The organism is Streptosporangium sp. NPDC050148 (assembly GCF_055586505.1).
Map to the genome: position 1 here is coordinate 101,155 of NZ_JBVJIA010000019.1, position 23,921 is coordinate 125,075.

The following is a 23,921-nucleotide window of genomic DNA, read 5'->3' on the forward strand; positions in this document are numbered from 1 at the left end:
CCTAGAGGTAGCGGAAGTAGCCGGCGAGACCGCGGACGGCCGCGACACGGTCGATCCGCACCTCGGTCCCCGTCCTGCGCGCGTTGATCATCTTGCCGCGGCCGATGTAGACGCCGACGTGGTGGGTTCTGACCTTACGCTTGCCCACCTTGCCGTAGAAGACGAGGTCTCCCGGCCTGGCCGCCGCGGCGGGGACCTTCTTGAGCCGCTTTACGTGGTCGTCGGTGTTGCCCGGTCCCAGCACGTCCCGGCCGTAGGCGAGGTGGTAGACCCAGCGGGCCAGCCCCGAGCAGTCCAGGCCGCGGGTCCTGGTGGCCGGGCAGGGCTTGATCGATCCCTGGTAGCCCTGGCAGGTGCCGAACGAGGGGCCGGGAGCGTCGTCGTGCCCGCCGCCCCAGGAGTAGGGGATCCCTCCGCCGCGCCAGCCGGGCTGGTCCTGCCCGGCCTCGATCGCGTACGCGATGGCGGTGATCCGGTTGGGAGGGGCCGGTGCGAGCGGGATCAGGGCGGAGGCGCCGGCCAGCAGGAACGTTCCCGTCAGCACGGCCGTCGCGGCCCACCACCTGCGCCGGCCACTGTGCCGGCCACTGTGCAGGGGGGAGCCGTCGTGCCCGGGGGAGTCCCCGCGCAGGGAGGCGTCGTCGCGCCCGGAGGGGGCGCCGGATCGGAGGGGAGGACGCCGTTCTCCGGCGGGGGGAGATGCCGGAGACGGGTCTCCGTTCCGGAGAACCTCTGTCACGTCACCTCACTTTGGATGATTTATCTATATAAGTCATCCTCAGTCTGCCTGACGAGCCGGTAGCGCGCGTGACCCGCGAAGCCGCGGACACGCCGCGCGGACCCGCGTACCGGACACGCCGGGCCCCCGACACCGGTGATGCACCAGGGTGTCCGACACCGGACATGCCGCGACCCGGGTACCGGTGACGCGCCCGGGTGTCCCGTACCGGACATGCCGCGACCCGCGTGCCGGGCACGCGGGTCGCGGATGGAGGCGGGGTCGCGCGGGGCGGAGCGGCGGGGTGACGGGGGCACGGTCACCCGCGGCTCGCGGCCCGCGGCCGTCAGTTGTTGTCGTCCGCGTCGTTGGGCTCGTTCGCGTCGTCCCCGTCGTTGTCCTGGCCCGGGGCGGAGGTGGTGTTGACCACGTCCGGACCGTCGTCCCCGTCGTCGTCGCCCCCGCCGCCGCAACCGCCGACCAGGCCGACCAGCGCGGCCATCGTCGCGGCGGCCAGTGCCGCCTTACGGGTGGTCTGAGCCAGCATGCGCAACCTCCAAGATGGTGTTCCCGTGCCGGACGCGTGAGCGTCCGCCTGGCCTCCTCACTGTCCCGTACGGCCGGGATCTAACACCGGGCCGGTGCTCCGTGTGCGTCAGGCCGGGGACGCGTGCGTCGAGTTCCTCGGCCCCGGGACGGCGCCTGCCGTCCGGCGGGCCGGTGAAGACGAGCCGCTCGTGGAGCAGCCCTTCCAGCGCCCCGGCGTCCCCGGCGAGCCCGTCACGGCGGGCCCTCCCGGCGGGCCCCCTGTCACAGCAGGCCCGCGTCACGCACCTTCATCGCGACCTGCACCCGGTTCTCCGTCCCCAGCTTGGCGAAGATCCGGGTGACGTTCGCCTTCACGGTCGCGACGCTCATGTGCAGGCGCTCGGCGATCTCGGCGTTCGAACCGCCCCTGGCCACCTCGACCGCCACCTCGCACTCGCGTTCGGTGAGCCTGGCCAGCTCCTGCCGCGCGTCCGGGAGCCCCGGCCCGCGTCCCGTGGTGGCCGCGTCGATCACCCGCCGCGCGACGCTCGGCGACAGCACCGGCTCACCCCTCGCCACGGCGCGTACCGCCTCGATCATCTTCGGCGGGGGGGTGTCCTTCAGCAGGAAGCCGTCGGCGCCGAGCCGCAGGGCCCGCAGCACCATGTCGTCGGCGTCGAAGGTGGTGAGCACCAGGATCCGGGGCGGGTCCGGCCGGGCCAGCAGCAGTTCGACGGTGACCAGCCCGTCCTGGACGGGCATCCGGATGTCCATCAGCACGACGTCGGGCCGCAGGTCGGCGATGACGCGCATGGCCTGCCGGCCGTCCTCGGCCTCTCCGGCGAGCTCCAGGTCGGGCTCGCCGCCGAGGATGAGACGCAGCCCGGTCCGTACCATCGCGTCGTCATCCACGATCACCAGTCGAATCACGGTGTGAAGCCTCCCACGGCAGCCGGGCGTCGAGAACGAAGTGTCCGTCGCGGACGGCGTGGCCGAGCGTGCCACCGGCCATCCGGATCCGTTCGGCCAGGCCGACCAGGCCCAGCCTCGCACCGGGACCGGCGGGCGTCCCGCCCGGCACCGGGTTGCCCACCCGGATCCGCAGGCCCTCGCCCGGCCGCCCGCAGAGCTCGACGGTCACCTCGCCGCCCGGCGCGTGCTTGCGCGCGTTGGTCAGGGCCTCCTGCACGATCCGGTACGCGTGCCGGCCGGTCTGCTCCGGCAGCAGCCCGCGCTCGCCCACGGCGTCGCGCACCTCGACCCGCTGGCCGGCGGCGCGCACCTCGCCGAACAGGGTCTCCAGGTGGGCCAGGGTCGGCTGCGGGGCCTGCGCGGCGCCGTCGTCCCGGAGCGTGCCGAGCACGGCGCGCAGCTCGTTCAGCGACCGGTGCGCGTTCTCCTGGATCGCCAGCGCGGTCTCGCGGGTCTGCTCGGCGCCGAGGTCCCTCCGGTACGCCAGGCCGCCGGCGAGCATCGACAGCAGCGAGAGCCGGTGGGCCAGCACGTCGTGCATCTCCTGGGCGATCTGGACCCGTTCGGCCAGCCTGGCCTGCTCGATCCGCTGGAGCTGCTCGCGCTCGGCGGCCAGCACCGCCTGCCGCTCCGAGGCGGCCAGGTCGCGGCGCCCGCGCAGGTACAGCCCGAAGACGGTCAGCCCGCCCAGCAGCATCGTCCCGGCCGCCGTCGAGATGTAGGTCGCCTGGTCGATGCCGAACCAGCTGGAACGTACCACCAGACACACCCAGGACAGGATCGCGATCGGGACGATCTGCCGCCAGCGCCGATGGGTGACCAGGGAGACGTACACGACCTGGGCCGGTCCGGTCGCCATGGTGGAGAAGGAGGTCAGCAGGGTGGTCGCCGTCGCGATCGGGACGGGCCGGTGGCGCCGCCACCGCATCAGCACCAGCCCGGCCAGGGCGAGACCGGTGTTGACCAGCGCGGGCACCAGCCGTCCGGGCTCGCGCTGGACGGCCACGACCAGGATGACGGCGTCGAACAGCATGGGGGCCACGGCGCACAGGTAGCGCACCGCGACGGCCCGCCCGTCCAGGGGCGGCTGGTTCTCCGTGGGATCGTGCACGGTCCACAGCCTATGGAGCGGCCGGTGAAGGTCCCAGCGACCTGGGTCGACCTCCGATGGTCGTTGGTCCACGACCGCGGCTCCGGAGTCGGTCCCCGCGGTCCTGCGGACCTCGACCCCGGGACGATGACCGGCGGCCCCGGATCCGGTGGACTGGAGTCATGATCGAATTCAGTCGCGTCACCAAGGACTTCCGGGGGACCAGAGCGCTCGACGACGTGTCCTTCACCGTCGCGCCGGGCAGCGTCACCGGGTTCCTCGGACCCAACGGCGCCGGGAAGTCGACGGCCCTGCGCGTCCTGGTCGGCCTCTCCCGCCCCACCTCGGGGTCGGCCACGGTACTGGGCCGGCCGTACGCCGAGCTGGGGTGCCCGGCACTGCTGGTCGGCACGCTGCTCGACGCCGGGGCCCTGCATCCCGGCCGTACCGGGCGGGAGATCCTGACGCTGGGCGCGATGACGCTCGGCCTTCCGCGGTCGCGGGTCGACGAGGTCCTCGACCTGGTCGGGCTGACCCGTAAGGAGAGCCGCAGGACGACCGGCGGCTACTCGCTCGGCATGAGGCAGCGCCTCGGCATCGGCCACGCCCTTCTCGGCCGGCCCGAGGTGCTCGTCCTGGACGAGCCCGCCAACGGCCTGGACCCCCAGGGCATCCGGTGGATGCGCGAGCTGCTCGGCGAGCTGGCCGCCTCGGGGTGCGCGGTGCTGCTCAGCTCGCACCTGCTGCACGAGGTCGAGCAGACCGCCGACCGGATCGTGATGATCGGACGCGGCCGCGTCCTCGCGAACGGCACCGTCGACGAACTCGGCCGGGGCCGGAGCCTCGAACAGACCTTCCTGGACCTGACCGCCGACGCCGATCGGAGCGCCGCATGACCGACACCCCCGCGACCGGCACCCCCGTGACCGGCACCTCCCACGCCCGTACAGCGACCCGGCCCCCGAACCCGACCCCGAAGCCGGCCCCGAACCCGAAGCCGGCCTCGGCCCGGGCGCGGATCCCGTTCTCCCGGCTGCTCCGGGTCGAGGCCAGGAAGCTCCTCGACACCCGCAGCAGCAAGATCATGGCGGTCCTGCTGGTGGCCCTGATACCGGCGTCCATCACGGCGCGGGGCTTCGTCACCGACCCCGACCTCTACACCCTGGCGGGCACCGCGGGCATCGGGCTCGCGACCCTGCTGCCGGTGCTCGGCATCCTCACCGTGACCGGTGAGTGGAGCCACCGCACCGCCCTGGTCACGTTCGCGCTCGAACCCCGGCGGTCGCGGGTGCTGGCGGCCAAGTGCCTGCCCCCGCTGATCATCGCCGCGCTGTCCGCGCCGTTCTCGCTGCTGGTCGCGGTGCCCGTGACGGCCGTCGTGGCGGGCGTCCGGGACCTCCCGGCCACCTGGGAGGTCGGCCCGGTGGCCCTGCTGGGCTGGATGGTGACGAACGTGCTGGTGGTCGCGACCGGCCTCGCCCTGGGCATGCTGCTGCTGAACGGGCCGGCCGCGATCGTGGTCTGCCTGACGACGCCGATGCTGTGGTCGATGGTGGGCAGGATGGGTTCCACCGGCGCGCTCCTGGCCGACTGGCTCGACGTGAACCGCGCGGCGATCCCCATGACGAACGGTCACCTCACCGGGGGTGACGCCGCCCGGCTGGCCACGTCGGCACTGGTGTGGATCGCCCTCCCGGCGATCGCCGGGGTGCTCCGCGTCAGCCGCAAGGAGATCACCTGACGGGACCCGCGACGTGGTGACCGGGCCGCGGACGGTGCGCGTACGACCGTCCGCGGCCCGGTGGGTCTCACGTCAGTTGCGCAGGCTCCACTGCTGGTTGGTGCCGCCGCTGCACGCCCACAGAATGGCCTTCGTGCCGTTGGCGGTGCCGCCGCCGTAGGCGTCCAGGCACAGCCCGGACTGCACGCCGGTGACGGTGCCGTTGGCGTTGAGGTTCCACTGCTGGTTCGTCTGCCCGTTGCAGTCCCAGATCACCACCTGGGTGCCGTTCACGGTGCCCTGGCCGGAGGCGTCCAGGCACTTGTTGCCGAACACCTGCAGCTGCTTGCCCGGGGTGTACGTCCACCGCTGGTCGGTGCCGCCGTTGCAGTCCCACAGCTGCGCCTGGGCGCCGTTGGCCGACGTGCCGCCGCTGACGTCCACGCATCGGCCCGACTGGCCACCCACGATCATGACGTTCTGCCGGCCGCCCCCGCCGTTGCCCTGCCTGACGAGCGACCTCGACTCGGCCGACCGGTTCCCCTGCGCGTCCACGACGAAGAGGCGGTAGTCACCGGCCGACGTCGGGACGGCGATGGAGGTCGCGGTTCCGCCGGCCCTGGTCATCGTGGCGCCGGCGGTGAAGGAGGTCGTCCCCGAGGGGGCCAGCCAGACCGTCCTGCTCGCGTCGCCGGTGCTGCGGATGGGGATCGACGTCGCACCGGCGCCGACGAACGTGCTGGCGGGCAGGACATGGTCCGGCAGGGAGAGGTCGCCCTGGGGAACGATGTTCCTGTACGCGTCCTCCAGCCCGGAGTTCACGGCGATGCCGTAGGCCTGCGACGGCCAGACGTAGTCGGACGACACGAGGATGTCGTGGATCGTGCTGTTCGGCAGGTTCTTGTTGGAGACCTTGTTGATGGGGCCGTACGTCTGCGTGATGCTCAGGTCGTGCTTGCGCCCGAAGTCGTCGGAGTTGACGAGCCACGTGATGTTCTTGTCCACGCTCAGGACGTTGTCGCGGAAGGTCATGTACGCCGAGCCCTCGTCAGGGTGGAGCCCGTACTTGTGGCCGGACGGGACGCCCTGCATGTAGTTGTCGGTGATCGTGGTCCCCGGCTGGCTGCCCAGCGTGTAGACGGGAGCCGTGTCGCTCAGGCGCTGCACCGTGTCGATGAAGTGGTTGTGGCTGATGGTGTTGTTCTTCGCCGTGGTGGTCGGCCGGTTGGGCACGATCGAGCCCGACGACCCGTCGAAGTTCCACCACCCCCAGCCGAGCGTCACACCGGACCACGGGGCCTTCTCGATGCGGTTGTGCCGGATGGACAGGCCGTCGGCGAAGTACGCCGAGATGGGGCTGTGCCCGTTGAACAGCACGGCGCTGTCGTGGAGGTAGTTGTTCGTTATCGCGATGTTCCTGGGCGCTCCCTCGACCTGGGCGGGGTACTTCTCGCGGTTCGTCGCGGTGTGGTCCCCGATGTAGACGTGCTGGGGATGGCCCACGGCGATGGCGGATCCGGCGATGTCGTTCGTGTGGTTCCCGATCAGCTGCGTGTTCACCACGTCGTTGACCATGGTGATCCCGTCGACGCCGGTGTGCTGTACCCGGTTCCTCTGCAGGACGAGCCCGTCGGCGTTCTCGATCTGGATGATGCCGGGCGCCATGTCGACGTTGCGGTAGTGGTAGACGTGGAAGTTCTGCCTGGCGTACGCGAGCGCGCCGAGGTTGCCCTGCTGGGCCTGCTTGAGCACCGAGCCGGCCACGTTGAACAGGTTCCAGTCGGAGTGCTGGACCGTGAGGCCGGAGAACGTGATGTTCCGGGCGCGGTTGCTCGTGGAGGTGCCGACGACCCTGATGACGGTGGACACGTTGTTCGGCGCGAAGACCGTCGCGGTCGTCATGTCCTCGGAGCCCGACTTGTAGTAGTACACCGTACGGCTCGTCTTGTCGAAGAAGAACTCGCCCGGCGTGTCCAGGAACTCGTAGGCGTTCATGACCTTGTGGTTTCCGCCGGTCTGGGCGTTCCCGTTGAAGGCGCCCTGGGCGATGGCCGCTCCCGGCTGCTGGAACTGGGCTATGCGGTTCGCGCCGTCAGAGGTGACCTGGCGGACTCCGACGATGGCCGTGGTCCAGGTCGTTCCCGTCTCTATCTCGATGTCGTCGTGGTTGCCGGAGACGGCGGGGAAGTCGTTCAGGCCGTACCTCACCGCCGCGCACTGCGAACCCGACTCCCACGCCCAGGGCGCCTGCCCCGCCGTGACGGTGTAGGTCCCGGAGCACCCCGCCGAGGTCATCGTCTTCGAGGCCATGTACGCGCGCCTGTCGTTGACGTAGAGCGCGCGGAGCTTGTTGGCGCGGTTCAGCGGGGCCTTCCAGATGTTGCCGCTGTGCTGCGTCCATCCGGTCACCTGAACGCCCCCGCTGAGGATCGGCGTCTCGTTCTGGTACGCGGAGTAGACGACCCGGTGACCGTTCGTGCCGGAGTCGGCCGGAGTGAAGTCGATCGTGCTCCCGACCGGGTAGGTGCCCCCGCGGAGGTACACCTGGATGTCGTCCGTCATGGTGGCGTTCACCGTGCGGACGACGTCCCTGGCGCGCTGCAGGGTCCTGAACGGTGACGTGATCGTCCCGGGGTTGGCGTCGTTGCCGTCGGGGGCGACGTAGTAGGTCGCCTGGGCCGCCGCCGAGGCCGGGGTGGCGCCCGCGAAGGTCGGCGGCAACGCGGCGACGAACACCGCGAGCGCCGCCAACGCCTTCCCGGTGGTGGACGTGGCTGGCTTCACGCTCTGTTCCTTTCGCTGATTCCGGACGGGGTGTTCACCGCGCGATCCCTCTGGCGCGGTCGCCGCCGGTTAGGCCGGACGTCCGTGCTGCGGGACGGGCGGTGCCGGTCGGTCGGGTGCGTATCGGGCGTCCGCCACGGGCGGCTCGTGGGCCCTCGCCGAAGGTTCACGGGTTCTCCGGTTCGCAGATGACGGGCTCGCCGGTGCCGAGGGGAGTCCCGGTCGTCCGCCCCGGCGCCGCGCTGACGGGGAGTCACCGGCGCCGGAACGTGAGAGGTCTCCTCATGGCACGCCCCAGGAATCCGTGGCAGACGCGGCGTTACTGATTTGTAACGTATGACGTATGCCGACTGATGTCTGGGGGTAACGTCGCATTAACAGAGGTTTTTGGCAACAGCCGGTGAACGCGGGAAGGTCGGCCTTCGTCCGCTCGGGAACCGCGGCACCGGGTGATCTTCCGCGACACGGCGGGCTCCCCGATCGGTGCGGTGCTACCCCGCCGGTCACGCGTACGGTGCCACCTGACGGCTCGCGGGCCCGATCCGCCAGGTCAGGGGCCGGTGCCCGCGTCACCGAGCCGGTGGCGGGCGGTCCGGTGCGATCCTCCGCGCGGTGCCCGCGGCGCACCGGGCCCCCGCAGGAACACCCCGCGCTCCGGGCGGGCCGGGAGCGGAGGCCGGTCACATCGGCGGTGGTGGGTCACGCGCGCCGATGTAACTTTCATCGGCGAAGCCGTAACGTTCGCCGGTCCGCTCGTCCGAAGCACCCACAGGAGATCGGCGGGTGCCCGTCTCGTCCTCACCCCGCGAGAGCGCGGGGCGACGAGCCGGAACCTGTCCGGCCCGCTCGTCCGGAGACCGGTCCTCGGAGCCGGGAGAGTCGCCCCGGCCCGCGGGAGGCATGCGAAAGGCCCGAGGCATGCGAAAGGCCGCCGGACGTGCCCTCGACGGAGGGACGACCGACGGCCTTTCGCGGGAGCCCGAGTGCCCCGGATGTGCCCCGACGGGTTGACCGTCAGCCGTTTTACCGGGTCAGGGGCTCGATGGCTCAGACGTCGTAGTACAGCTCGAACTCGTGCGGGTGCGGGCGCAGGCGGATCGGGTCGATCTCGTTCTCGCGCTTGTAGGCGATCCAGGTCTCGATCAGGTCCGGCGTGAACACGCCGCCCTCCAGCAGGTACTCGTGGTCGGCCTCCAGCGCCGCCAGCACGTCCTGCAGCGAGCCCGGCACCTGCGGGATGTTGCGGGCCTCCTCCGGGGGGAGCTCGTAGAGGTCCTTGTCGACCGGCTCGACCGGCTCGATCTTGTTGCGGATGCCGTCGATGCCGGCCATCAGCTGGGCGGCGAAGGCGAAGTACGGGTTGCACGACGGGTCCGGGACGCGGAACTCGATGCGCTTGGCCTTCGGGTTGGAGCCCGTGATCGGGATGCGGATGCACGCCGAGCGGTTGCGCTGGGAGTAGACCAGGTTGACCGGGGCCTCGTAGCCGGGCACCAGGCGGTGGTAGGAGTTGACCGTCGGGTTGGTGAAAGCCAGCAGCGACGGGGCGTGCTTGAGCAGGCCGCCGATGTAGTAGCGGGCGGTGTCCGACAGGCCCGCGTAGCCGACCTCGTCGTAGAAGATCGGCTCGCCGTCCTTCCAGAGCGACTGGTGGCAGTGCATGCCCGAGCCGTTGTCACCGAAGATCGGCTTGGGCATGAAGGTGACCGTGTGGCCGTGCTGCAGGGCCGTGCTCTTGACGATGTACTTGTACAGCATCAGGGTGTCGGCGGACTTGAGCAGCGTGTTGAACCGGAAGTCGATCTCCGCCTGACCGGCCGTGCCCACCTCGTGGTGCTGCATCTCGACGTCGATGCCGGCGTCGATGAGCTTGCGGACCATCTCCGAGCGCAGGTCGGTGAAGTGGTCCATCGGCGGCACCGGGAAGTAGCCGCCCTTGAAGCGCGGCTTGTAGCCGAGGTTGCCGCCGTCCTGGGCCTTGCCGCTGTTCCAGGCGCCCTCGATCGAGTCGATGTGGTAGTAGCTCGAGTGGGCGTTGGTCTCGAAGCGCACGTCGTCGAAGATGTAGAACTCGGCCTCGGGGCCGAAGTAGACCGTGTCGGCGATGCCGGTGCCCTTGAGGTACTCCTCGGCCTTGCGGGCGACGTTGCGCGGGTCGCGGCTGTAGGCCTCGCCGGTCAGCGGGTCGTGCACGAAGAAGTTGATGTTCAGCGTCTTGTGCTGGCGGAACGGGTCGAGCACGGCCGTGGAGGGGTCGGGCAGCAGCAACATGTCCGACTCGTGGATGGCCTGGAAGCCGCGGATCGACGATCCGTCGAACATCAGGCCGTCGGTGAAGACACCGGCCCCGAAGTTCTCCGAGGGGAACGTGAAGTGGTGCGTCGTTCCCGGCAGGTCGGTGAACCTGACGTCAACGAACTGGACCCCCTCGTCCTTGATGAAGTTCAGGACGTCGTCGGCGGAGTTGAACACGCTAACCTCCCATGGGGCACGGGCCATCAGACCGAAACTATGCCTGGGCCGTTACCGTGCCGTGTCTCGTTTGTTTCACCCGTGTTAAGCGAAAGTCCCCTCCACGCTAGTCCTCAGGTCCGGCCTGGGCGGGTATGGCGGGTCTTTCCTTTACGTGAGTTTCACGTCCCGGACCGGAGCGCCGCGCACTCCTCCGACGACTCCTCCTCGAGGGAGTAGGGGTCCACCGATCGTGCGTTGTGGTCCAGCTTCGCGTCGGGTGCCGAGTCCGGGTAGAACGGGTGGACGAACCCGTCGTCGATGTCGCACCGCGCCGGGGCGACACCCCCGCCGTTCCATTCGGTCACCCAGAAGTGCAGCCTGCCGCCCTCCCGCCAGGCGTCCAGCACGCCGACGTTGTGCGCGACGAGCCTGGTCAGCGTCTCCGGCCGCTCCGGCCGCCGGATCGCGTACACGAACAGGTAGTTGACCTTGATCCGGACGCCCCGCAGGCCGTTCTCCCTGAAGACCGAGAGCCTGCTCTTCCCGTGGACCTTGAAGGTGTCGCCGACGAGCTCGGCGCTCCCGGGAGCCAGGCTGGTGACCCACTCCCGGCTGTGGGAGCCGTCCTTGGGATCGGGGCGCTTGAGACCCTTGACGAACCACCCGCGCTGCTCGGGGTCAAGCAGGCGGATCAGCCTCTGCGGCCTGCCGCCCAGCAGCACCTCGCGGTCCAGATGGGAGGCCGCCAGGAGGTCCTTCGCGCGCCGCAGGGTGGTCGCCACCTCTTTGGGGCTCAACCCGCCCATCCCCTTCGCCGACGGCATGACCAGGCCCTTCACCCCGTCGGCGTACGCGGCGGCGGGCGAGCCCGCGAAGGGGTCGTCCGTCCCGGCGGCATCCGTCCCGAGGGTCACGTCCGTCCTGCCCGTCCCGCCGTCCGGGCGGCCGGGACCGGCGAAGCCCCCGAAGACGCCGGCGCGGAACCGGTCGACGACGTCCGGACGGTACATGACGAACAACCCGGTGGCCGCGACCAGGGCGGCCACGACGGCGACCGTCGTCCAGCGCCTGCGGGAACGCCGGGAGCGGGGCGGCCGCGTCCTGCTCCGCGCGGCGCTCCTGCTCATCCGCCTGCGCTCCCGATCGGTGATCTGGGCCGTGAGCGCGGTGAAACGCTCGTCGATGTCGTCGATCTCGGACACGGGTCTCTCCGGGGGGATGCGCGCGATGGAAGACCAATGATCTATGACCCGGGCCGGGGCGCGACAGGCGGTCCGGGCGGATACGGGGGCGGCGGCCGGGGCGGCTACCGTTGGAGGCATGAGCAGTAGGCAGCCGCGGTGGACCCAGACCTGGCTCGGCGGCGTCAGATCGGCCGGGATCGACCTCGGATACCCGGGGGAGCGGCTCGGCCTGCCCCAGGAGGGCAGCGGTTCGGTGTCCGGGTTCGGCCGCAGGATCGCCGCCCTGCTGATCGACTGGCTGATCTGCACCTGGGCCATCACCCAGGGGCTGTTGGGGATCGACCCCACCCGGCAGGGCTGGGTGCCGATCACGATCCTCGCGGTCGAGTACCTCCTGCTGGTCGGCACCATGGGCATGACCTTCGGGATGCGCCTGCTCGGGATCAGGGTGGCGGCGCTCGGCGGCGGGCAGCCGGGATTCGTCGCGGTCCTGGTACGGACCCTGCTGCTCTGCCTGGCCGTACCCGCCCTGATCTGGGACCGCGACCAGCGGGGCCTGCACGACCGCGCGGCGAACACCGTGGTCGTACGCCTCTGACCGGGCCCGCTCCCGGTCCCCGTCCCGCTCCCGCCGGTCGCCCGGTCGCCGTCCGCACCGTTCGACCGGTCTCCCGCCCGCTCCGCGTCCTGCCGCGGCGTCGTCGCCGGCACCGATTCCTTTTCCGCCTCGCGGCCGTCACACCGTCGGCGGCCGCGCCGCGCGGCACGACGAACGGGAGGAACGGCCTGATGATCGAGGACGGGACGGCGCCGGAACGGACGGAGGACGCCACGCTCCCGGCCGCCGCGCTGGCGGGCGACGAGACGGCGTTCGGCGCGCTCGCCGAGAGGTACCGGCGCGAGCTGCGGGTGCACTGCTACCGCATGCTCGGCTCGTTCGAGGAGTCGGAGGACCTGGTGCAGGAGACGTTCCTGCGCGCCTGGCGGCGACGGGAGACCTTCGAGGGACGCTCGACGTTCCGGGCGTAGCTGTACCGGATCGCGACCAACGCCTGCCTGGACCTCCTCGACCGCGACCCGCGCCGCCCGCGCCCGCGCGAGGCGCCGGTGCTGGCCACTCCCGGCGTGCCCTCGCCGTCGGCGACCGAGGTCTTCTGGCTCCGCCCCTACCCGGAGAGGCCACGCGGGACCGCTAGGAACCGGGTGCCCGCTCGCAGGTGAAGATCGCCGTCCCCGGCAGGTGGCGCCCGCGCAGCGGGCTCCAGCCGCCCCACTCGCGGTCGTGGCCCGGCGGCCACTCCGGCTCGGTCAGGCCGCGCACGGTCAGGCCCGCGCCGGTGATCAGGGCGATCCAGTCGCCCATCGTGCGGTGGTGCTCGACATAGGACGGCCGCCCGTCCTCGCCGGTCTCCACGTACGGGGAGCGGTCGAAGTAGGAGCGGTCGCTGGTGAGCCCGGCCGGGCCGGGGTCGTCGGGGAAGGCCCAGCGGATCGGGTGGCTGACCGAGAAGACCAGCCGCCCTCCGGGCCGCAGCACCCGGCGGACCTCGGCCAGGACGGTCCCCGCGGCCGCCACGAACGGCAGCGCGCCGTACGCCGAGCAGGCCAGGTCGAAGACCTCGTCCGCGAACGGCAGGGCCTCGGCGTCGGCCTGGAGCACCGGAAGGGCGGAACCGGAGTCCAGGTCGATCCGCCGGGAGTGCTGGAGCTGGCGGAAGGACAGGTCGAAGGCGGCCACCCGGGCGCCCCGGCCGGTCAGCCAGCGCCCGCACTGCCCGGCGCCGCAGCCGATCTCCAGCACGTCACGGCCCGCGACGTCGCCCAGCAGGCGCGCGTCGGCCTCGTCCAGCCCCTCGGGGCACCAGACGAAGCCCGCGTCGCGCAGGAACTCCCCGTGCTCGGCCTGGTAGTCGTCGGCGGCGCCGTCCCACCAGCCGCGGTTGGCGCGGGAGGTGGCCGCGGCGTCCACCCCGTGGCGGCCCACCCCGGCGAGGGACATCAGCGCATCTTCGGGCGGGGCATCCTCGCACCGCGCGGCAGCGGGCCCTTGGGCATCGGCATCGTCTGCGGAAGTGCCTTGAGCCGGTTGTTGATCTCGTACAGGGCGGGCTTCTTGAGGTTGCGGGGCAGCTTCATCAGGTGACGCTGCAGCTTGGCCAGCGGGATCTGGCCCTCGCCGTCACCGGACTGCACGTCGTAGACGGGCACGTCCAGCGCGACCCGCTGGACCCGCTTCTTCTCGGCGACCAGGAGCTTCTGCACGCGGTTGCCCGGCCCCTCGGAGACCAGGATGATCCCGGGGTAGCCGACCACGCGGTGCACGACGTCCTGGTCGCGGGTGGCCGCGACGACCGGGGTGACCTCCCAGTTGCCGCGCATGCCCTGCAGGATCGCGGCGGCGGCACCGGGCTGGCCGTGCAGCATGGAGTACTGCGCCCGCTGGGCGAGCTGGCCGAACACCACGAGCCCCACGGTCAGGGCCAGCATGATCCCGATGACGAACAGGTACCACCAGCCCGTGACCAGGCCGATCACCACGAACAGGACGAGCGTGCCCAGCGCGGAGGCATAGACGATCGGCATCCCCTTGGGGTTGGCCTGCTTGATGATCTGCGCGATCATACGGAGCTGCTTGACGCGCCCCGGGCGCTCTGAGTCTTCGGGCTTCTTGGCCATGCTCTGAAGGATACAAATCCAGGGCTCAAGAAATGAAAACGTGACCTGACGATCGTCCCGGCCCGGCCGCCCTCTTCCGGCGCGGCCCGTCCGGCCCCGGCCCCGCCCGGTCCGGTCCTGCCCGCTCCCGCGACCGTCCCGGCCCTCCCGCTTCCTTTCCGTGCCGGCCCCGACGTCCCCGGCTTACCGCTCCCGCCCCACCTCTCCCGTACCGCCCTGCCCGTTCCGTGTGCCCGTTCCGTGTGCCCGTCCTACCCGGTCACGGTCACGGTCGCGGACAGGCGCGGGTCGGCGACGCCGCGGCCCACCTCGACGGTGTGCTCCCCGGGTACGGTCCGCCAGCCCCGCTCCGTCCAGACCTGGAAGGCGCGCTCGGGCAGGTACACGGTGGTGATCACGGTCTGGCCGGGGGCCGCGTCGACGGCCGAGAACCCGGCCAGGATCCGTGCGGGCCGCGTCGGGTCCTGCTCGGGCGGCGCGAGGTAGAACTGGACGATCTCGCGTCCGGGGCGCCCGCCGGTGTTGGTCACCGCGACCGTCACGGTGGTCCCGGTGACGGCGACGGAGTCGTAGGACCAGGTGGTGTAGCCCAGGCCGTGGCCGAACCAGAAGGCCGGGACGCGCCCGGCCCGCTCCCAGGCGCGGTACCCGATGAGCAGGCCCTCCCGGTAGGCGACCTCGCCGTCCGACGGCGTCACGTCCAGGACGGGGACGTCGGACTCGCGCAGCGGCCAGGTGGTGGGCAGCCGCCCGCCGGGCTCGGCGTCGCCGAACAGCACGTCGGCCAGGGCGGCGCCCGCCTCCTGCCCGGGGAACCAGGTGAGCAGGACCGCGGGGACGTGCTCCAGCCAGGGCATCAGGACCGGTGACCCGGCGTTGACCACGACGACCGTGCGGGGGTTGGCCCGCGCGACCCTGGCGATCAGCTCGTCCTGACGGCCGGGCAGGGCCAGATCGGTGCGGTCGAACCCCTCGCTCTCCACCTCCGGGGTGGTGCAGACGACCACGATCGCCACGTCGGCGCCGGCGGCCGTCGCGACCGCCTCGGCGATCGTCGCGTCGTCACCGGGGGAGGGGGCGGCGTGACCCAGCGAGAACGAGACGAACGCCATCCCGCCGGACGCCGCCGTGAGGTGCCGGACGCGCAGCTCGACCGGGACGCCCGAGGTGAGCGCGGCGGTCAGGCGATGCTCGGGCGGCGCCAGGAACGCGGTCGCCGGATCACCGCCGGGCGACGTGACGAACCCGTCGAAGATCACCTCATCGCCGATCCTCACGGCGAACGCCCCCGCCCCCGCCACGGAGAACACGTGCGACCCGGTCACCTCCGGGGTGTACGTACAGCCGATCTCCACGGCGCCCAGCCGGTCGGCGTCGACGTCCGCGGGCAGCCGGCCGACCCAGCGGGCCTCGGCGTCGGCCAGCGGATGCTCGCCCAGCAGCCCGCCCTCGGCGTCCAGGAAGACGGCGCGGCAGGGCACGGCGAGCGGCGCAAGCCGGACCCGCGGATCGGTGCCCGGCGCGTGGCGGACCTCGACGTCCCCGCGCCCGCGCAACCCCTCCAGCGGCGAGACGATCCGGTCCGGGTACACCTGGGCGCTGCCACCGCCCATGATCCGCGGCTGTGCGGCGGCCGGCCCGATCAGCGCCACGCTCCGCACCCCCTCCAGCGGCAGCAGGCCGCCCTCGTTGCGCAGCAGCGTGAACGAACGAGCGGCCACCTCGCGGGCCAGCGCCACCCCGTCGATCAGGACGTCCCCGTCGGCCCCGGGAGCGACCTTCAGGCCCGTCCCGGGACCGGGACCGGCGTCGGGATCGGGGTCGGCGTCAGGGCCGGGGCCGGGGACGGGGACGGGGACGGAGGCGTACGCGGGGCCGGGATCGGGGGCGGGGGCGGACGCGGGGCCGGGAGCGGACGCGAGGGTGGCGGGGGAGCCCGGGTCGGGGCGCAGCGCCCCGACCCGCAGGGCCAGGCGCAGCACGCGGCGGACCTGGTCGTCGACGACCTCCTCGGCCACCCGGCCGTCGCGGACCGCGGCCTCCAGCTTCGCGCCCCAGGGGCCGTACGGGCCCGGCATGGCCACGTCGAGCCCGCCGTCGGCCGTCGCCTCGGTGGAGCGGGCGGCCGTCCAGTCCGAGACGACGAGGCCGTCGAAGCCCCACTCGTCCTTGAGCAGGTCGCGCTGGAGCGCCCGGTGCTCGGTCATCGTGGTCCCGTTGACCGCGTTGTAGGCGGACATCAGCGCCCAGGCGCCGGCCCGTACCACCCGCTCGAAGGGGGCCAGGTAGACCTCCCGCAGCGTCCCCTCGCCGACCGTGACGTTCACCGTGAACCGGTCGGTCTCGAAGTCGTTGGCCACGAAGTGCTTGGGCGTGGCGGCCACGCCGCCCCCCTGGACGCCCTCGACGTAGGCGGCGCCGATCTCACCGGTCAGGTACGGGTCCTCGGAGAAGCACTCGAAGTGCCTGCCGCCCAGGGGGCTGCGGTGCAGGTTCAGGGTCGGGGCCAGCAGCACGTGCACGCCCTTGCGCCGGGCCTCCTGGGCGAGCAGCCGCCCGGCCCTGCGGACCAGCTCCACATCCCAGGTCGCGGCGAGCGCGGTGGGGCTGGGCAGCGCGATCGAGGGATCACCCGGCGACCACCGCTCACCCCGGACACCGATCGGGCCGTCGCTCATCACCAGCGGGCCGAGCCCGATCCGCGGGAGGGCGGGAAGCGACCACATGTCGGTCCCGGTCAGCAGGCGCGTCTTGGCGCCCAGATCCAGCGTCCCGATCAGCTCTTCGATGTCCACGCCGACAGTCTCGCCCGGCGGGCCGGGAGGGCGACAGGGCCCGCGGTCACAGCTTTACGAAAGCGGGCGGGTGCCCGGCCCCGATCCCGGGGCCGGGCGACGCGCTCAGGCGTGCTGGCGGGCCTCGACGGCCTGCTTGTACAGGCGGCCGGCCCGGTAGGAGGAACGCACCAGCGGCCCGGACAGGACACCGGCGAACCCGATGGCCTCGGCCTCGGCCTGCAGCTCCACGAACTCCTCCGGCTTGACCCAGCGGTCCACCGGGTGGTGACGCGGGGTGGGACGCAGGTACTGGGTCACGGTCAGCAGGTCGCACCCGGCCTCGTGCAGGTCGCGCATGGCCTGGACGACCTCCTCGCGCTCCTCGCCCATGCCGAGGATCAGGTTGGACTTGGTCACCAGACCGGCCTGGCGGGCCTTGGTGATCACACCCAGCGAGCGCTCGTAGCGGAACGCGGGCCGAATGCGCTTGAAGATCCGCGGCACGGTCTCGACGTTGTGCGCGAACACCTCGGGCCTGGCGGAGAAGACCTCCTCCAGCTGGGCCTGGTCCCCGTTGAAGTCCGGGACCAGCAGCTCGACGCCGCAGCCGGGCAGGAGCGCGTGGATCTGCCGCGCGGTCTCGGCGTACAGCCACGCGCCGCCGTCGGGCAGGTCGTCGCGGGCGACACCGGTCACGGTCGCGTAGTTCAGCCCCATCTGCCGCACCGACTCGGCCACCCGGCGGGGCTCGTCGGTGTCGTACTCCTTGGGCTTGCCGGTGTCGATCTGGCAGAAGTCACAGCGCCGGGTGCACTGGTCACCGCCGATGAGGAAGGTGGCCTCGCGGTCCTCCCAGCACTCGGAGATGTTGGGGCAACCGGCCTCCTGGCAGACCGTGTGCAGTCCCTCGCGTTTGACCAGCGCGCGCAGCTCGGTGTGGTTGGGGCCGGTCCGGAACCGGGTCTTGATCCACTCAGGCTTCTTCTCGATGGGGGTCTCGGCGTTCCTGACCTCCAGGCGGAGGAGTTTCCGGCCTTCGGGGGAGACGGTCATGCGAGCTCCTTCATCGGTCGCGGGACCGAGGTGGTGCACATCGAGGTGCGGTATATGTCGTCACGCTCGCTCACACCCCCAGCTTATGTCCCGCCGCAGGCTGCGGCGGCCCCGGCCCCGGCGCCCCCTCACGAGGGCCGCCCGCGGCGCTCCGGGGACGCCGATCAGCGCCGGAACAGGTCCTCCTCGGGCAGCTCGAAGGCCCGCGCGCCCAGCGCCTCGGTCAGGTGCTTCTCGGCGTACGGCAGCACCTCGTCCACCACGATCCGGCGGCCGGTCTCGGCCGAGAGCGAGGAGACCCCGGCGTCGCTGATCCCGCACGGGACGATCCGGTTGTACCAGCTCGGGTCGTTGGAGCAGTTCAGGGCGAACCCGTGCATCGTCACGCCGCCCGCGACCCGGATGCCGATCGCCCCGACCTTCCTGTCGGGCAGGCCGTGCGAGGGGTCACCGGCCACCCAGATGCCGCCCCGCCCCGCCACCCGGCCCGCCTGCACCCCGAAGTCGGCGCAGACGTGCACCAGGGTCTCCTCCAGGAGCCTCACGTAGGCGTTCACGTCGAGCCGGCCGCCGAGCCTGACGATCGGGTAGCCGACCAGCTGGCCGGGACCGTGCCAGGTGATCCGGCCGCCCCGGTCGACCTCGACGACCGGGGTGCCGTCGGAGGGCCGTTCGTGCGGCGCGGTACGCCTGCCCGCCGTGTAGACCGGCGCGTGCTCGAGCATCAGGCAGGTGTCGGGAATCTCGTCGGCCACCCGGCGGGCGTGGATGCGCCGCTGGAGGTCCCATGCCTGCTCGTAGGGGAAGTCAACGCCAAGACGGACGATTGCCAGGTCACTCACGGCTCAAGAGTAGTTGACCCGTTCGTGGTCATGGTGTGAGAAGCCGAGGCTCGATGCGGAACTCCTTGGCGCCGCCCGACCCGTCGTGCTCCACCCGGTAGGCGTGGCCCCCCGGGCGCACGCTGACGGCCTGGATGAACTCGGTGCCCACGTAGTGCAGGGCGACGCCCTCGTCGGCGGCGTAGCCCATGGGCAGCTCGCCCGAGGCCACCGAGGCGTGCAGCAGCTCGCGCCGCTGGGGGTCGGAGTCGTAGTGGACGCCGCACGAGTACGGGAGCAGGCCCAGGCCGTCGGACCAGGCCCGCAGCTCGGGCCCGAAGGAGTCGGTGTTGCCGCCCACGTGCCAGCACAGCGCCCCGGCGCTCTGCCCGCTCAGCACCACGCCCGCCCGCCAGGCCTCCCGGAAGATCTCGTCCAGGCCGTGCAGCCGCCACAGGGCCGCCAGGTTGGCCACGCTGCCGCCGCTGACGTAGACGACGTCCTGGCCGAGGACCCACTCGCGCGGGTCCTCGACGTTGGGCATCGGGAACACCGTCAGGTGGCTGACCTCGACGTCCCAGTCGCGGAAGGCGCCGTACATCTTCAGCAGCCACTCGGAGTCGTCACCGGTGGCGGTGGCCAGCAGGCCCAGCCGGGGCCGGTCCTGGCCGCTCAGGTCCAGGGCGTACCGGAGCAGCGGGCTCGCCTCGATGAACCCGTAGCGGGCGGACGGGCGGAACGAACCGCCTCCGATCGCGACGATGTGCGAATGCCCGGGCCTGCCCATGTCCGTCTCCCAGTGATCGGTGGTGGCTGAAACAGGGACCCTAGAGTACGGCGGCCAGTGCCTCGTCGAGACGCTTATGCCGGAACGTGTAACCGCCGTCGAGCAGGCGCCTCGGGAGCACCCGCTGGCCGCTCAGCACGCCCTCCTGGGCGAACTCGCCGAGCAGGGTCCGCAGCGCGAAACCCGGCACGGCCAGCGGCATGGTGGGCCGGTGCAGGGCCGCCCCGAGAGCCCTGGTGAACTCCGCGTTGGTGACCGGCTCGGGCGCGGTCAGGTTCACCGGGCCGGAGATCTCCGGATGCGCGAGCAGGTACCGCACGGCGAGCACCCAGTCGTCGAGGGAGATCCACGACCAGTACTGCCGTCCCGACCCCAGCGGGGCCCCCAGCGCGGCCCTGAAGACCGGCAGGATGCGGGCGAGCATGCCGCCGCCGGGGGCCAGCACCAGGCCGGTGCGCAGCAGCACGACCCTGATCCCGGCCTCCCGCGCCGGGGCCGTCTCCGCCTCCCAGGGCACCACGACCTCCCGCGCGAGGAACCCCTCGCCGGGGCCGGCGGTCTCGTCGACCGCCCGGTCCCCGGTGTCGCCGTAGAAGCCGATCGCCGAGGCCGACAGCAGCGTCGCGGGCCTCACGGCCAGGCCGGCCAGGGCGGTCGCCAGGGTGCGGGTCCCCTCGACCCTGCTGCGGACCACCTCGCGCTTGTGCTCGTCGTTCCAGCGCCTGTCCTCGATGCCCACACCGGCGAGGTGGATCACCGCCTCGGCGCCCTCCAGCACCGCGGGGTCGAGGACCCCCTTGGCCGGGTTCCAGAAGGCCTCCTCGTCGCCGTGCGGCACCCGCCGGACCAGACGGACCACCCGGGCCCCGTCGTCCCGCAGGGCCTTGACCAGAGCCGTGCCCAGCAGACCGGAGGAGCCGGTCATGATGATCGTCATATCGCCCAATGTAATCGACCTCCCCTCCGCCTCTTCGGAAGGAGGGCGCCGTGCGGATTCGCGTCGTCCCCGCGGGTCCGGTGCCTCACGCCGTCGCCCGGGAAACGGCCGGGACGGACGGAAACGAAGGGCGGCCGGGACGGACGGGGACGAAGGGCGGCCGGGAGGGGACGCCGGAACGCGCGGGGGCCGGTCCGCGACGTCGCGGACCGGCCCCGTGGGAGCGGAGAGGGCTAGCCGTTGAGGCCCAGCTGGTTCTCGAAGCGGCCCTCCTCCAGGCGACGCTTGATCGTCGTCAGGAAGCGGGCGGCGTCGGCGCCGTCGACCAGGCGGTGGTCGTAGCTGAGCGCCAGGTACATCATCGAGCGGACCGCGATGACCTCGCCGTCGGGGGTGTCCAGCACCACCGGGCGCTTGACGATCGCGCCGGTGCCGAGCATGCCGACCTGCGGCTGGTTGAGGATCGGGGTGTCGAACAGCGCGCCGCGGCTGCCGGTGTTGGTCAGCGTGAACGTGCCGCCGGTGATCTCGTCCGGGCTCACCTTGTTGGTACGGGTGCGCTCGGCCAGGTCGGCGATCTTACGGGCCAGGCCGGCGATGTTGAGGTCGCCCGCGTCCTTGATCACCGGCACCAGCAGGCCGCGCTCGGTGTCCGTCGCGAAGCCCAGGTGCTCGGCGTCGAAGTAGGTGACCTCGTTGGTCTCGCTGTTGATCGTGGCGTTCAGCTTGGGGTGCTGCTTGAGCGCCTCGATCGCGGCCAGGGCGAAGAACGGCGTGAACGTGAGCTTGACGCCCTCGCGACGCTGGAACTCGGCCTTCGCCGCCTCGCGCAGCCGCGCGATCTTGGTGACGTCCACCTCGACCACGCTGGTGAGCTGGGCCGAGACCTGCAGCGACTCGACCATGCGCTTGGCGATGGTCTGGCGCAGCCGCGACATCTTCTCGGTGCGCCCGCGCAGCGTGGTGTCCACCACGACCGGCTCGGGGGCCTGCGCAGGGGCCGATGCCTGGGCGGCGGCCTGCGGGGCCTGAGCGGCGGCCTGCGGGGCCGGGGCCTGTGCGGCGGCGGCCTGCTCGCGACGGGCGCGGGCGGCCTCCAGGACGTCCTGCTTGCGGATGCGGCCGCCGACACCGGTGCCGGTCAGCGACTCCAGGTCCACCCCGTGCTCACCGGCCAGCTTGCGCACCAGCGGGGTCACGTACGGGCTGTCGCCCGAGGACGGCGCGGGCTGCTCGGCGGACGGCGTCGCGGCGATGGGGGACGGCGGCGCGGCCGGGGAGGCCTGCACGGAGGCCGGCGCCTGCTGCGGGGCGGGCTGCTGCGCGGGGGCCTGCTGCTGCGGGGCCGGAGCCTGCTGGGCGGGCGCCTGGGCCTGCTGCGGGGCCGGTGCCTGCTGCGGAGCCGGGGCCTGCTGTGCGGCGGGCTGCTGGGCGGGGGCCTGCTGGGGGGCGGGCTGCGGGATGGAGGAGGCGGGCTGCGCCTGCTGCTGCTGGGGGGCGGGCTCCGGCTCGGGCTCGGGCTCCGGCTCGGGGGCCGACTCCTGCGCCTGCTGCTGCGGGGCCGCGCCCTCGGTGCCGTTCTCGTCGATGACGGCGAGCTCGGCACCGACCTCGACGGTCTCGTCCTCGGCCACCACGATCTTCGTGAGGATGCCCGCGGCCGGGGAGGGGATCTCGGTGTCCACCTTGTCGGTGGAGACCTCCAGGAGTGGCTCGTCGGCCTCTACACGCTCGCCCTCCTTCTTCAGCCAGCGGGTGACGGTACCCTCCGTGACGCTCTCACCGAGCTGGGGCATCTGTACGGACTTCGGCATGGGTGTCTTCTCTCGCGTTCCGAGTGAGGGCTTACGTTTAGTTGTGGACGTGGAGGGGCTTGCCGGCCAGCGCCAGCATCGCCTCGCCGACGGCCTCGGACTGGGTCGGGTGCGCGTGGACCAGCTGCGCCACCTCGGAGGGCAGGGCCTCCCAGTTGTAGATCAGCTGCCCCTCGGTCACGAGCTCGCCGATGCGGCGGCCGACCATGTGCACGCCGAGCACGGGGCCGTCCTTCTCGGAGATGATCTTGACCGCGCCCTGCGTCTGCAGGATCTGGCTCTTGGGGTTGCCCGCGAGGTCGTAGGTGAACTCGACGATCTCGTGGCCGCGCTCCCTGGCCTGTGCGGAGGTGATGCCCACCGAGGCGACCTCGGGGTCGGAGTAGGTGATCCGCGGCACGCCGTCGTAGTCGATCGGCACCGGGTTCAGGCCGGCGATGTGCTCGGCCACCAGGATGCCCTCGGCGAAGCCCGCGTGGGCGAGCTGCAGGGTCGGGATGAGGTCGCCGACCGCGTACACGTTCGGCACGCTGGTCTGGCAGAACTCGTTCACCGTGACGGTGCCGCGCTCGATCGCGATGCCCGCCTCCTCGAAGCCCATGCCCGACGAGACCGCGCCCCGGCCGACCGCGACGAGCAGCAGCTCGGCCTCCAGCGTCTTGCCGTTGGCCAGGCTGACGACCACGCCGGTGTCGGTGGTCTTGACGCCCTCGAAGAAGACCCCGAGCTCCTGCTTGATGCCGCGGCGCCGGAAGGCGCGCTCGAGCAGCTTGGAGCTGGACTCCTCCTCCAGCGGCAGCAGGTGCGGCAGGCCCTCGACGATCGTCACCTCGGCGCCGAAGGAACGCCAGACGCTGGCGAACTCCACGCCGATGACGCCGCCGCCCAGGACGACCACGGAGCCGGGCACCCGGTCGAGCCTGAGCGCGTGCTCGCTGGTGATGACCCGCTCGCCGTCGATCTCCAGGCCCGGCAGCGACCTGGGGGCCGAGCCGGTCGCGAGCACGATGTTGCGGCCCTCGTAGACGTCGGAGCCCACCGTCACCCGGTTCGGGCCCGCGAGACGGCCCTCGCCCTCGACGATGGTGATGCCCTTGCTCTTGAGAAGGCCCTGCACGCCCTTCCAGGCGCGATTGACGATCTTGTCCTTGAAGGCGTGCACGGCGGGCATCTCGATGCCCTCGAACTTCGCCCTGACCCCGTAGGTCGCGCTTTCCCGGGTCTCGTCGGCGACCTCCGCGGAGTGCAGAAGCGCCTTGGTGGGGATGCACCCCCGGTGCAGGCAGGTGCCGCCGATCTTGTCCTTCTCGATCAGAACGACCGTCTTGCCCAGCTCGGCCGCCCGCAGAGCGCAGGCATAGCCACCGCTGCCGCCACCCAGGACGACGATGTCGTACGGGCCGCTGCCATCAGCCACAGGAAAGCTCCTTGTCGGATCGGAATACCGTGTTCGTCGTGTTCGTCGTGTTCACGGTCGCACCCCTCCCGGACCCCGTCCGGCCGCGCGGATCGCCGATCGCGTCCGCACCGCCGTCGGTCCCGGCTCGGCGCCGCGCCGGGAGGCGCCCTCGGCCTGGCCCCGGCAACCGCATCTTTTCATTTGTCC

General features: G+C 72.0%; 20 protein-coding genes. 4 read left to right on the plus strand and 16 right to left on the minus strand.

Translation table 11 applies throughout. The features are described 5' to 3' along the window. Position 1: 1 nt before the first annotated feature. The 4 genes from ACZ6RT_RS22170 to ACZ6RT_RS22185 form a co-directional block, all read right to left on the minus strand. The gene (locus ACZ6RT_RS22170; protein WP_399193475.1) at positions 2-544 is read right to left on the minus strand and encodes a C40 family peptidase; all 543 of its coding nucleotides are present in this window, start codon (positions 542-544) and stop codon (positions 2-4) included. A gap of 520 nt (positions 545-1,064) precedes the next feature. Next, entirely contained in the window at positions 1,065-1,265 is a 201-nt protein-coding gene (locus tag ACZ6RT_RS22175; RefSeq protein WP_399193473.1) for a hypothetical protein, read from the minus strand. Between the two features lie 263 nt (positions 1,266-1,528). Next, on the minus strand, positions 1,529-2,143 hold the full coding sequence (locus ACZ6RT_RS22180) for a response regulator (protein ID WP_470155808.1): 615 nt from the start codon (positions 2,141-2,143) through the stop codon (positions 1,529-1,531). 7 nt (positions 2,144-2,150) lie between these two features. Next, positions 2,151-3,329 carry a sensor histidine kinase gene (locus ACZ6RT_RS22185; protein WP_470155753.1) on the minus strand — a complete coding sequence of 393 codons (1,179 nt, stop codon included), beginning with the start codon at positions 3,327-3,329 and terminating at the stop codon, positions 2,151-2,153. 161 nt (positions 3,330-3,490) lie between these two features. Between ACZ6RT_RS22185 and ACZ6RT_RS22190 the strand changes: the two genes are divergently transcribed. Beyond that, positions 3,491-4,204 (plus strand): ABC transporter ATP-binding protein, encoded by a 714-nt coding sequence (locus ACZ6RT_RS22190; RefSeq protein ID WP_399193467.1) that lies wholly within the window; start codon positions 3,491-3,493, stop codon positions 4,202-4,204. After that, a complete protein-coding gene (locus tag ACZ6RT_RS22195; RefSeq protein ID WP_470155755.1) occupies positions 4,201-5,049 on the plus strand; it encodes a hypothetical protein in 849 nt (282 codons plus the stop codon). The genes ACZ6RT_RS22190 and ACZ6RT_RS22195 overlap by 4 nt, the downstream gene beginning before the upstream one ends. Positions 5,050-5,121: 72 nt before the next feature. Here the strand turns inward: ACZ6RT_RS22195 and ACZ6RT_RS22200 are convergent, their stop codons facing one another. The 3 genes from ACZ6RT_RS22200 to ACZ6RT_RS22210 form a co-directional block, all read right to left on the minus strand. Beyond that, positions 5,122-7,812, minus strand: coding sequence for a ricin-type beta-trefoil lectin domain protein (locus tag ACZ6RT_RS22200; protein WP_470155756.1), 2,691 nt, complete (start codon positions 7,810-7,812; stop codon positions 5,122-5,124). A gap of 1,047 nt (positions 7,813-8,859) precedes the next feature. Then, the gene (glnA, locus tag ACZ6RT_RS22205) at positions 8,860-10,284 is read right to left on the minus strand and encodes a type I glutamate--ammonia ligase (RefSeq protein ID WP_399193461.1); all 1,425 of its coding nucleotides are present in this window, start codon (positions 10,282-10,284) and stop codon (positions 8,860-8,862) included. Positions 10,285-10,445: 161 nt separating this feature from the next. Then, positions 10,446-11,468: a hypothetical protein gene (locus tag ACZ6RT_RS22210; protein ID WP_470155758.1), complete on the minus strand. Its 1,023-nt coding sequence runs from the start codon at positions 11,466-11,468 to the stop codon at positions 10,446-10,448. Positions 11,469-11,586: 118 nt separating this feature from the next. Here ACZ6RT_RS22210 and ACZ6RT_RS22215 point away from each other — a divergent pair, with 118 nt between their 5' ends. Together ACZ6RT_RS22215 and ACZ6RT_RS22220 are read left to right on the plus strand one after the other, a co-directional pair. Beyond that, on the plus strand, positions 11,587-12,048 hold the full coding sequence (locus ACZ6RT_RS22215; protein ID WP_399193456.1) for an RDD family protein: 462 nt from the start codon (positions 11,587-11,589) through the stop codon (positions 12,046-12,048). A 191-nt stretch (positions 12,049-12,239) separates the two neighbouring features. Next, entirely contained in the window at positions 12,240-12,479 is a 240-nt protein-coding gene (locus tag ACZ6RT_RS22220; protein WP_470155760.1) for a sigma factor, read from the plus strand. A 163-nt stretch (positions 12,480-12,642) separates the two neighbouring features. Here ACZ6RT_RS22220 and ACZ6RT_RS22225 read toward each other — a convergent pair whose 3' ends face one another. The 9 genes from ACZ6RT_RS22225 to lpdA form a co-directional block, all read right to left on the minus strand. Continuing rightward, positions 12,643-13,449: a class I SAM-dependent methyltransferase gene (locus ACZ6RT_RS22225; protein WP_399193452.1), complete on the minus strand. Its 807-nt coding sequence runs from the start codon at positions 13,447-13,449 to the stop codon at positions 12,643-12,645. Next, complete coding sequence (locus ACZ6RT_RS22230) at positions 13,449-14,126, minus strand: DUF4191 domain-containing protein (protein ID WP_344886709.1); 678 nt, start codon at positions 14,124-14,126, stop codon at positions 13,449-13,451. The genes ACZ6RT_RS22225 and ACZ6RT_RS22230 overlap by 1 nt, the downstream gene beginning before the upstream one ends. Before the next feature lie 251 nt (positions 14,127-14,377). Then, on the minus strand, positions 14,378-16,921 hold the full coding sequence (locus ACZ6RT_RS22235) for a beta-glucosidase (RefSeq protein WP_470155762.1): 2,544 nt from the start codon (positions 16,919-16,921) through the stop codon (positions 14,378-14,380). 105 nt (positions 16,922-17,026) lie between these two features. Further along, the gene (lipA, locus tag ACZ6RT_RS22240; RefSeq protein ID WP_399193448.1) at positions 17,027-17,956 is read right to left on the minus strand and encodes a lipoyl synthase; all 930 of its coding nucleotides are present in this window, start codon (positions 17,954-17,956) and stop codon (positions 17,027-17,029) included. A 164-nt stretch (positions 17,957-18,120) separates the two neighbouring features. Then, positions 18,121-18,798: a lipoyl(octanoyl) transferase LipB gene (gene lipB / locus ACZ6RT_RS22245; RefSeq protein WP_470155765.1), complete on the minus strand. Its 678-nt coding sequence runs from the start codon at positions 18,796-18,798 to the stop codon at positions 18,121-18,123. Between the two features lie 28 nt (positions 18,799-18,826). Then, positions 18,827-19,564, minus strand: coding sequence for a Type 1 glutamine amidotransferase-like domain-containing protein (locus tag ACZ6RT_RS22250; RefSeq protein WP_399193444.1), 738 nt, complete (start codon positions 19,562-19,564; stop codon positions 18,827-18,829). 40 nt (positions 19,565-19,604) lie between these two features. Continuing rightward, entirely contained in the window at positions 19,605-20,501 is an 897-nt protein-coding gene (locus tag ACZ6RT_RS22255) for a TIGR01777 family oxidoreductase (protein ID WP_470155767.1), read from the minus strand. A gap of 233 nt (positions 20,502-20,734) precedes the next feature. Beyond that, a complete protein-coding gene (sucB, locus tag ACZ6RT_RS22260; RefSeq protein ID WP_399193440.1) occupies positions 20,735-22,315 on the minus strand; it encodes a 2-oxoglutarate dehydrogenase, E2 component, dihydrolipoamide succinyltransferase in 1,581 nt (526 codons plus the stop codon). Between the two features lie 37 nt (positions 22,316-22,352). Continuing rightward, positions 22,353-23,732, minus strand: coding sequence for a dihydrolipoyl dehydrogenase (gene lpdA, locus ACZ6RT_RS22265; protein WP_399193438.1), 1,380 nt, complete (start codon positions 23,730-23,732; stop codon positions 22,353-22,355). Positions 23,733-23,921: the final 189 nt, after the last annotated feature.

What these genes read in the sequence shown, in the direction of transcription:
- ACZ6RT_RS22255 (WP_470155767.1), bottom strand. Translation starts at nt 20,501, where the DNA reads ATGACGATCATCATGACCGGCTCCTCCGGTCTGCTGGGCACGGCTCTG.
- lipA (WP_399193448.1), bottom strand. Translation starts at nt 17,956, where the DNA reads ATGACCGTCTCCCCCGAAGGCCGGAAACTCCTCCGCCTGGAGGTCAGG.
- ACZ6RT_RS22175 (WP_399193473.1), bottom strand. Translation starts at nt 1,265, where the DNA reads ATGCTGGCTCAGACCACCCGTAAGGCGGCACTGGCCGCCGCGACGATG.
- ACZ6RT_RS22230 (WP_344886709.1), bottom strand. Translation starts at nt 14,126, where the DNA reads ATGGCCAAGAAGCCCGAAGACTCAGAGCGCCCGGGGCGCGTCAAGCAG.
- ACZ6RT_RS22250 (WP_399193444.1), bottom strand. Translation starts at nt 19,564, where the DNA reads ATGGGCAGGCCCGGGCATTCGCACATCGTCGCGATCGGAGGCGGTTCG.
- ACZ6RT_RS22180 (WP_470155808.1), bottom strand. Translation starts at nt 2,143, where the DNA reads ATGGTACGGACCGGGCTGCGTCTCATCCTCGGCGGCGAGCCCGACCTG.
- ACZ6RT_RS22220 (WP_470155760.1), top strand. Translation starts at nt 12,240, where the DNA reads ATGATCGAGGACGGGACGGCGCCGGAACGGACGGAGGACGCCACGCTC.
- ACZ6RT_RS22215 (WP_399193456.1), top strand. Translation starts at nt 11,587, where the DNA reads ATGAGCAGTAGGCAGCCGCGGTGGACCCAGACCTGGCTCGGCGGCGTC.
- ACZ6RT_RS22225 (WP_399193452.1), bottom strand. Translation starts at nt 13,449, where the DNA reads ATGTCCCTCGCCGGGGTGGGCCGCCACGGGGTGGACGCCGCGGCCACC.
- ACZ6RT_RS22190 (WP_399193467.1), top strand. Translation starts at nt 3,491, where the DNA reads ATGATCGAATTCAGTCGCGTCACCAAGGACTTCCGGGGGACCAGAGCG.
- sucB (WP_399193440.1), bottom strand. Translation starts at nt 22,315, where the DNA reads ATGCCGAAGTCCGTACAGATGCCCCAGCTCGGTGAGAGCGTCACGGAG.
- ACZ6RT_RS22195 (WP_470155755.1), top strand. Translation starts at nt 4,201, where the DNA reads ATGACCGACACCCCCGCGACCGGCACCCCCGTGACCGGCACCTCCCAC.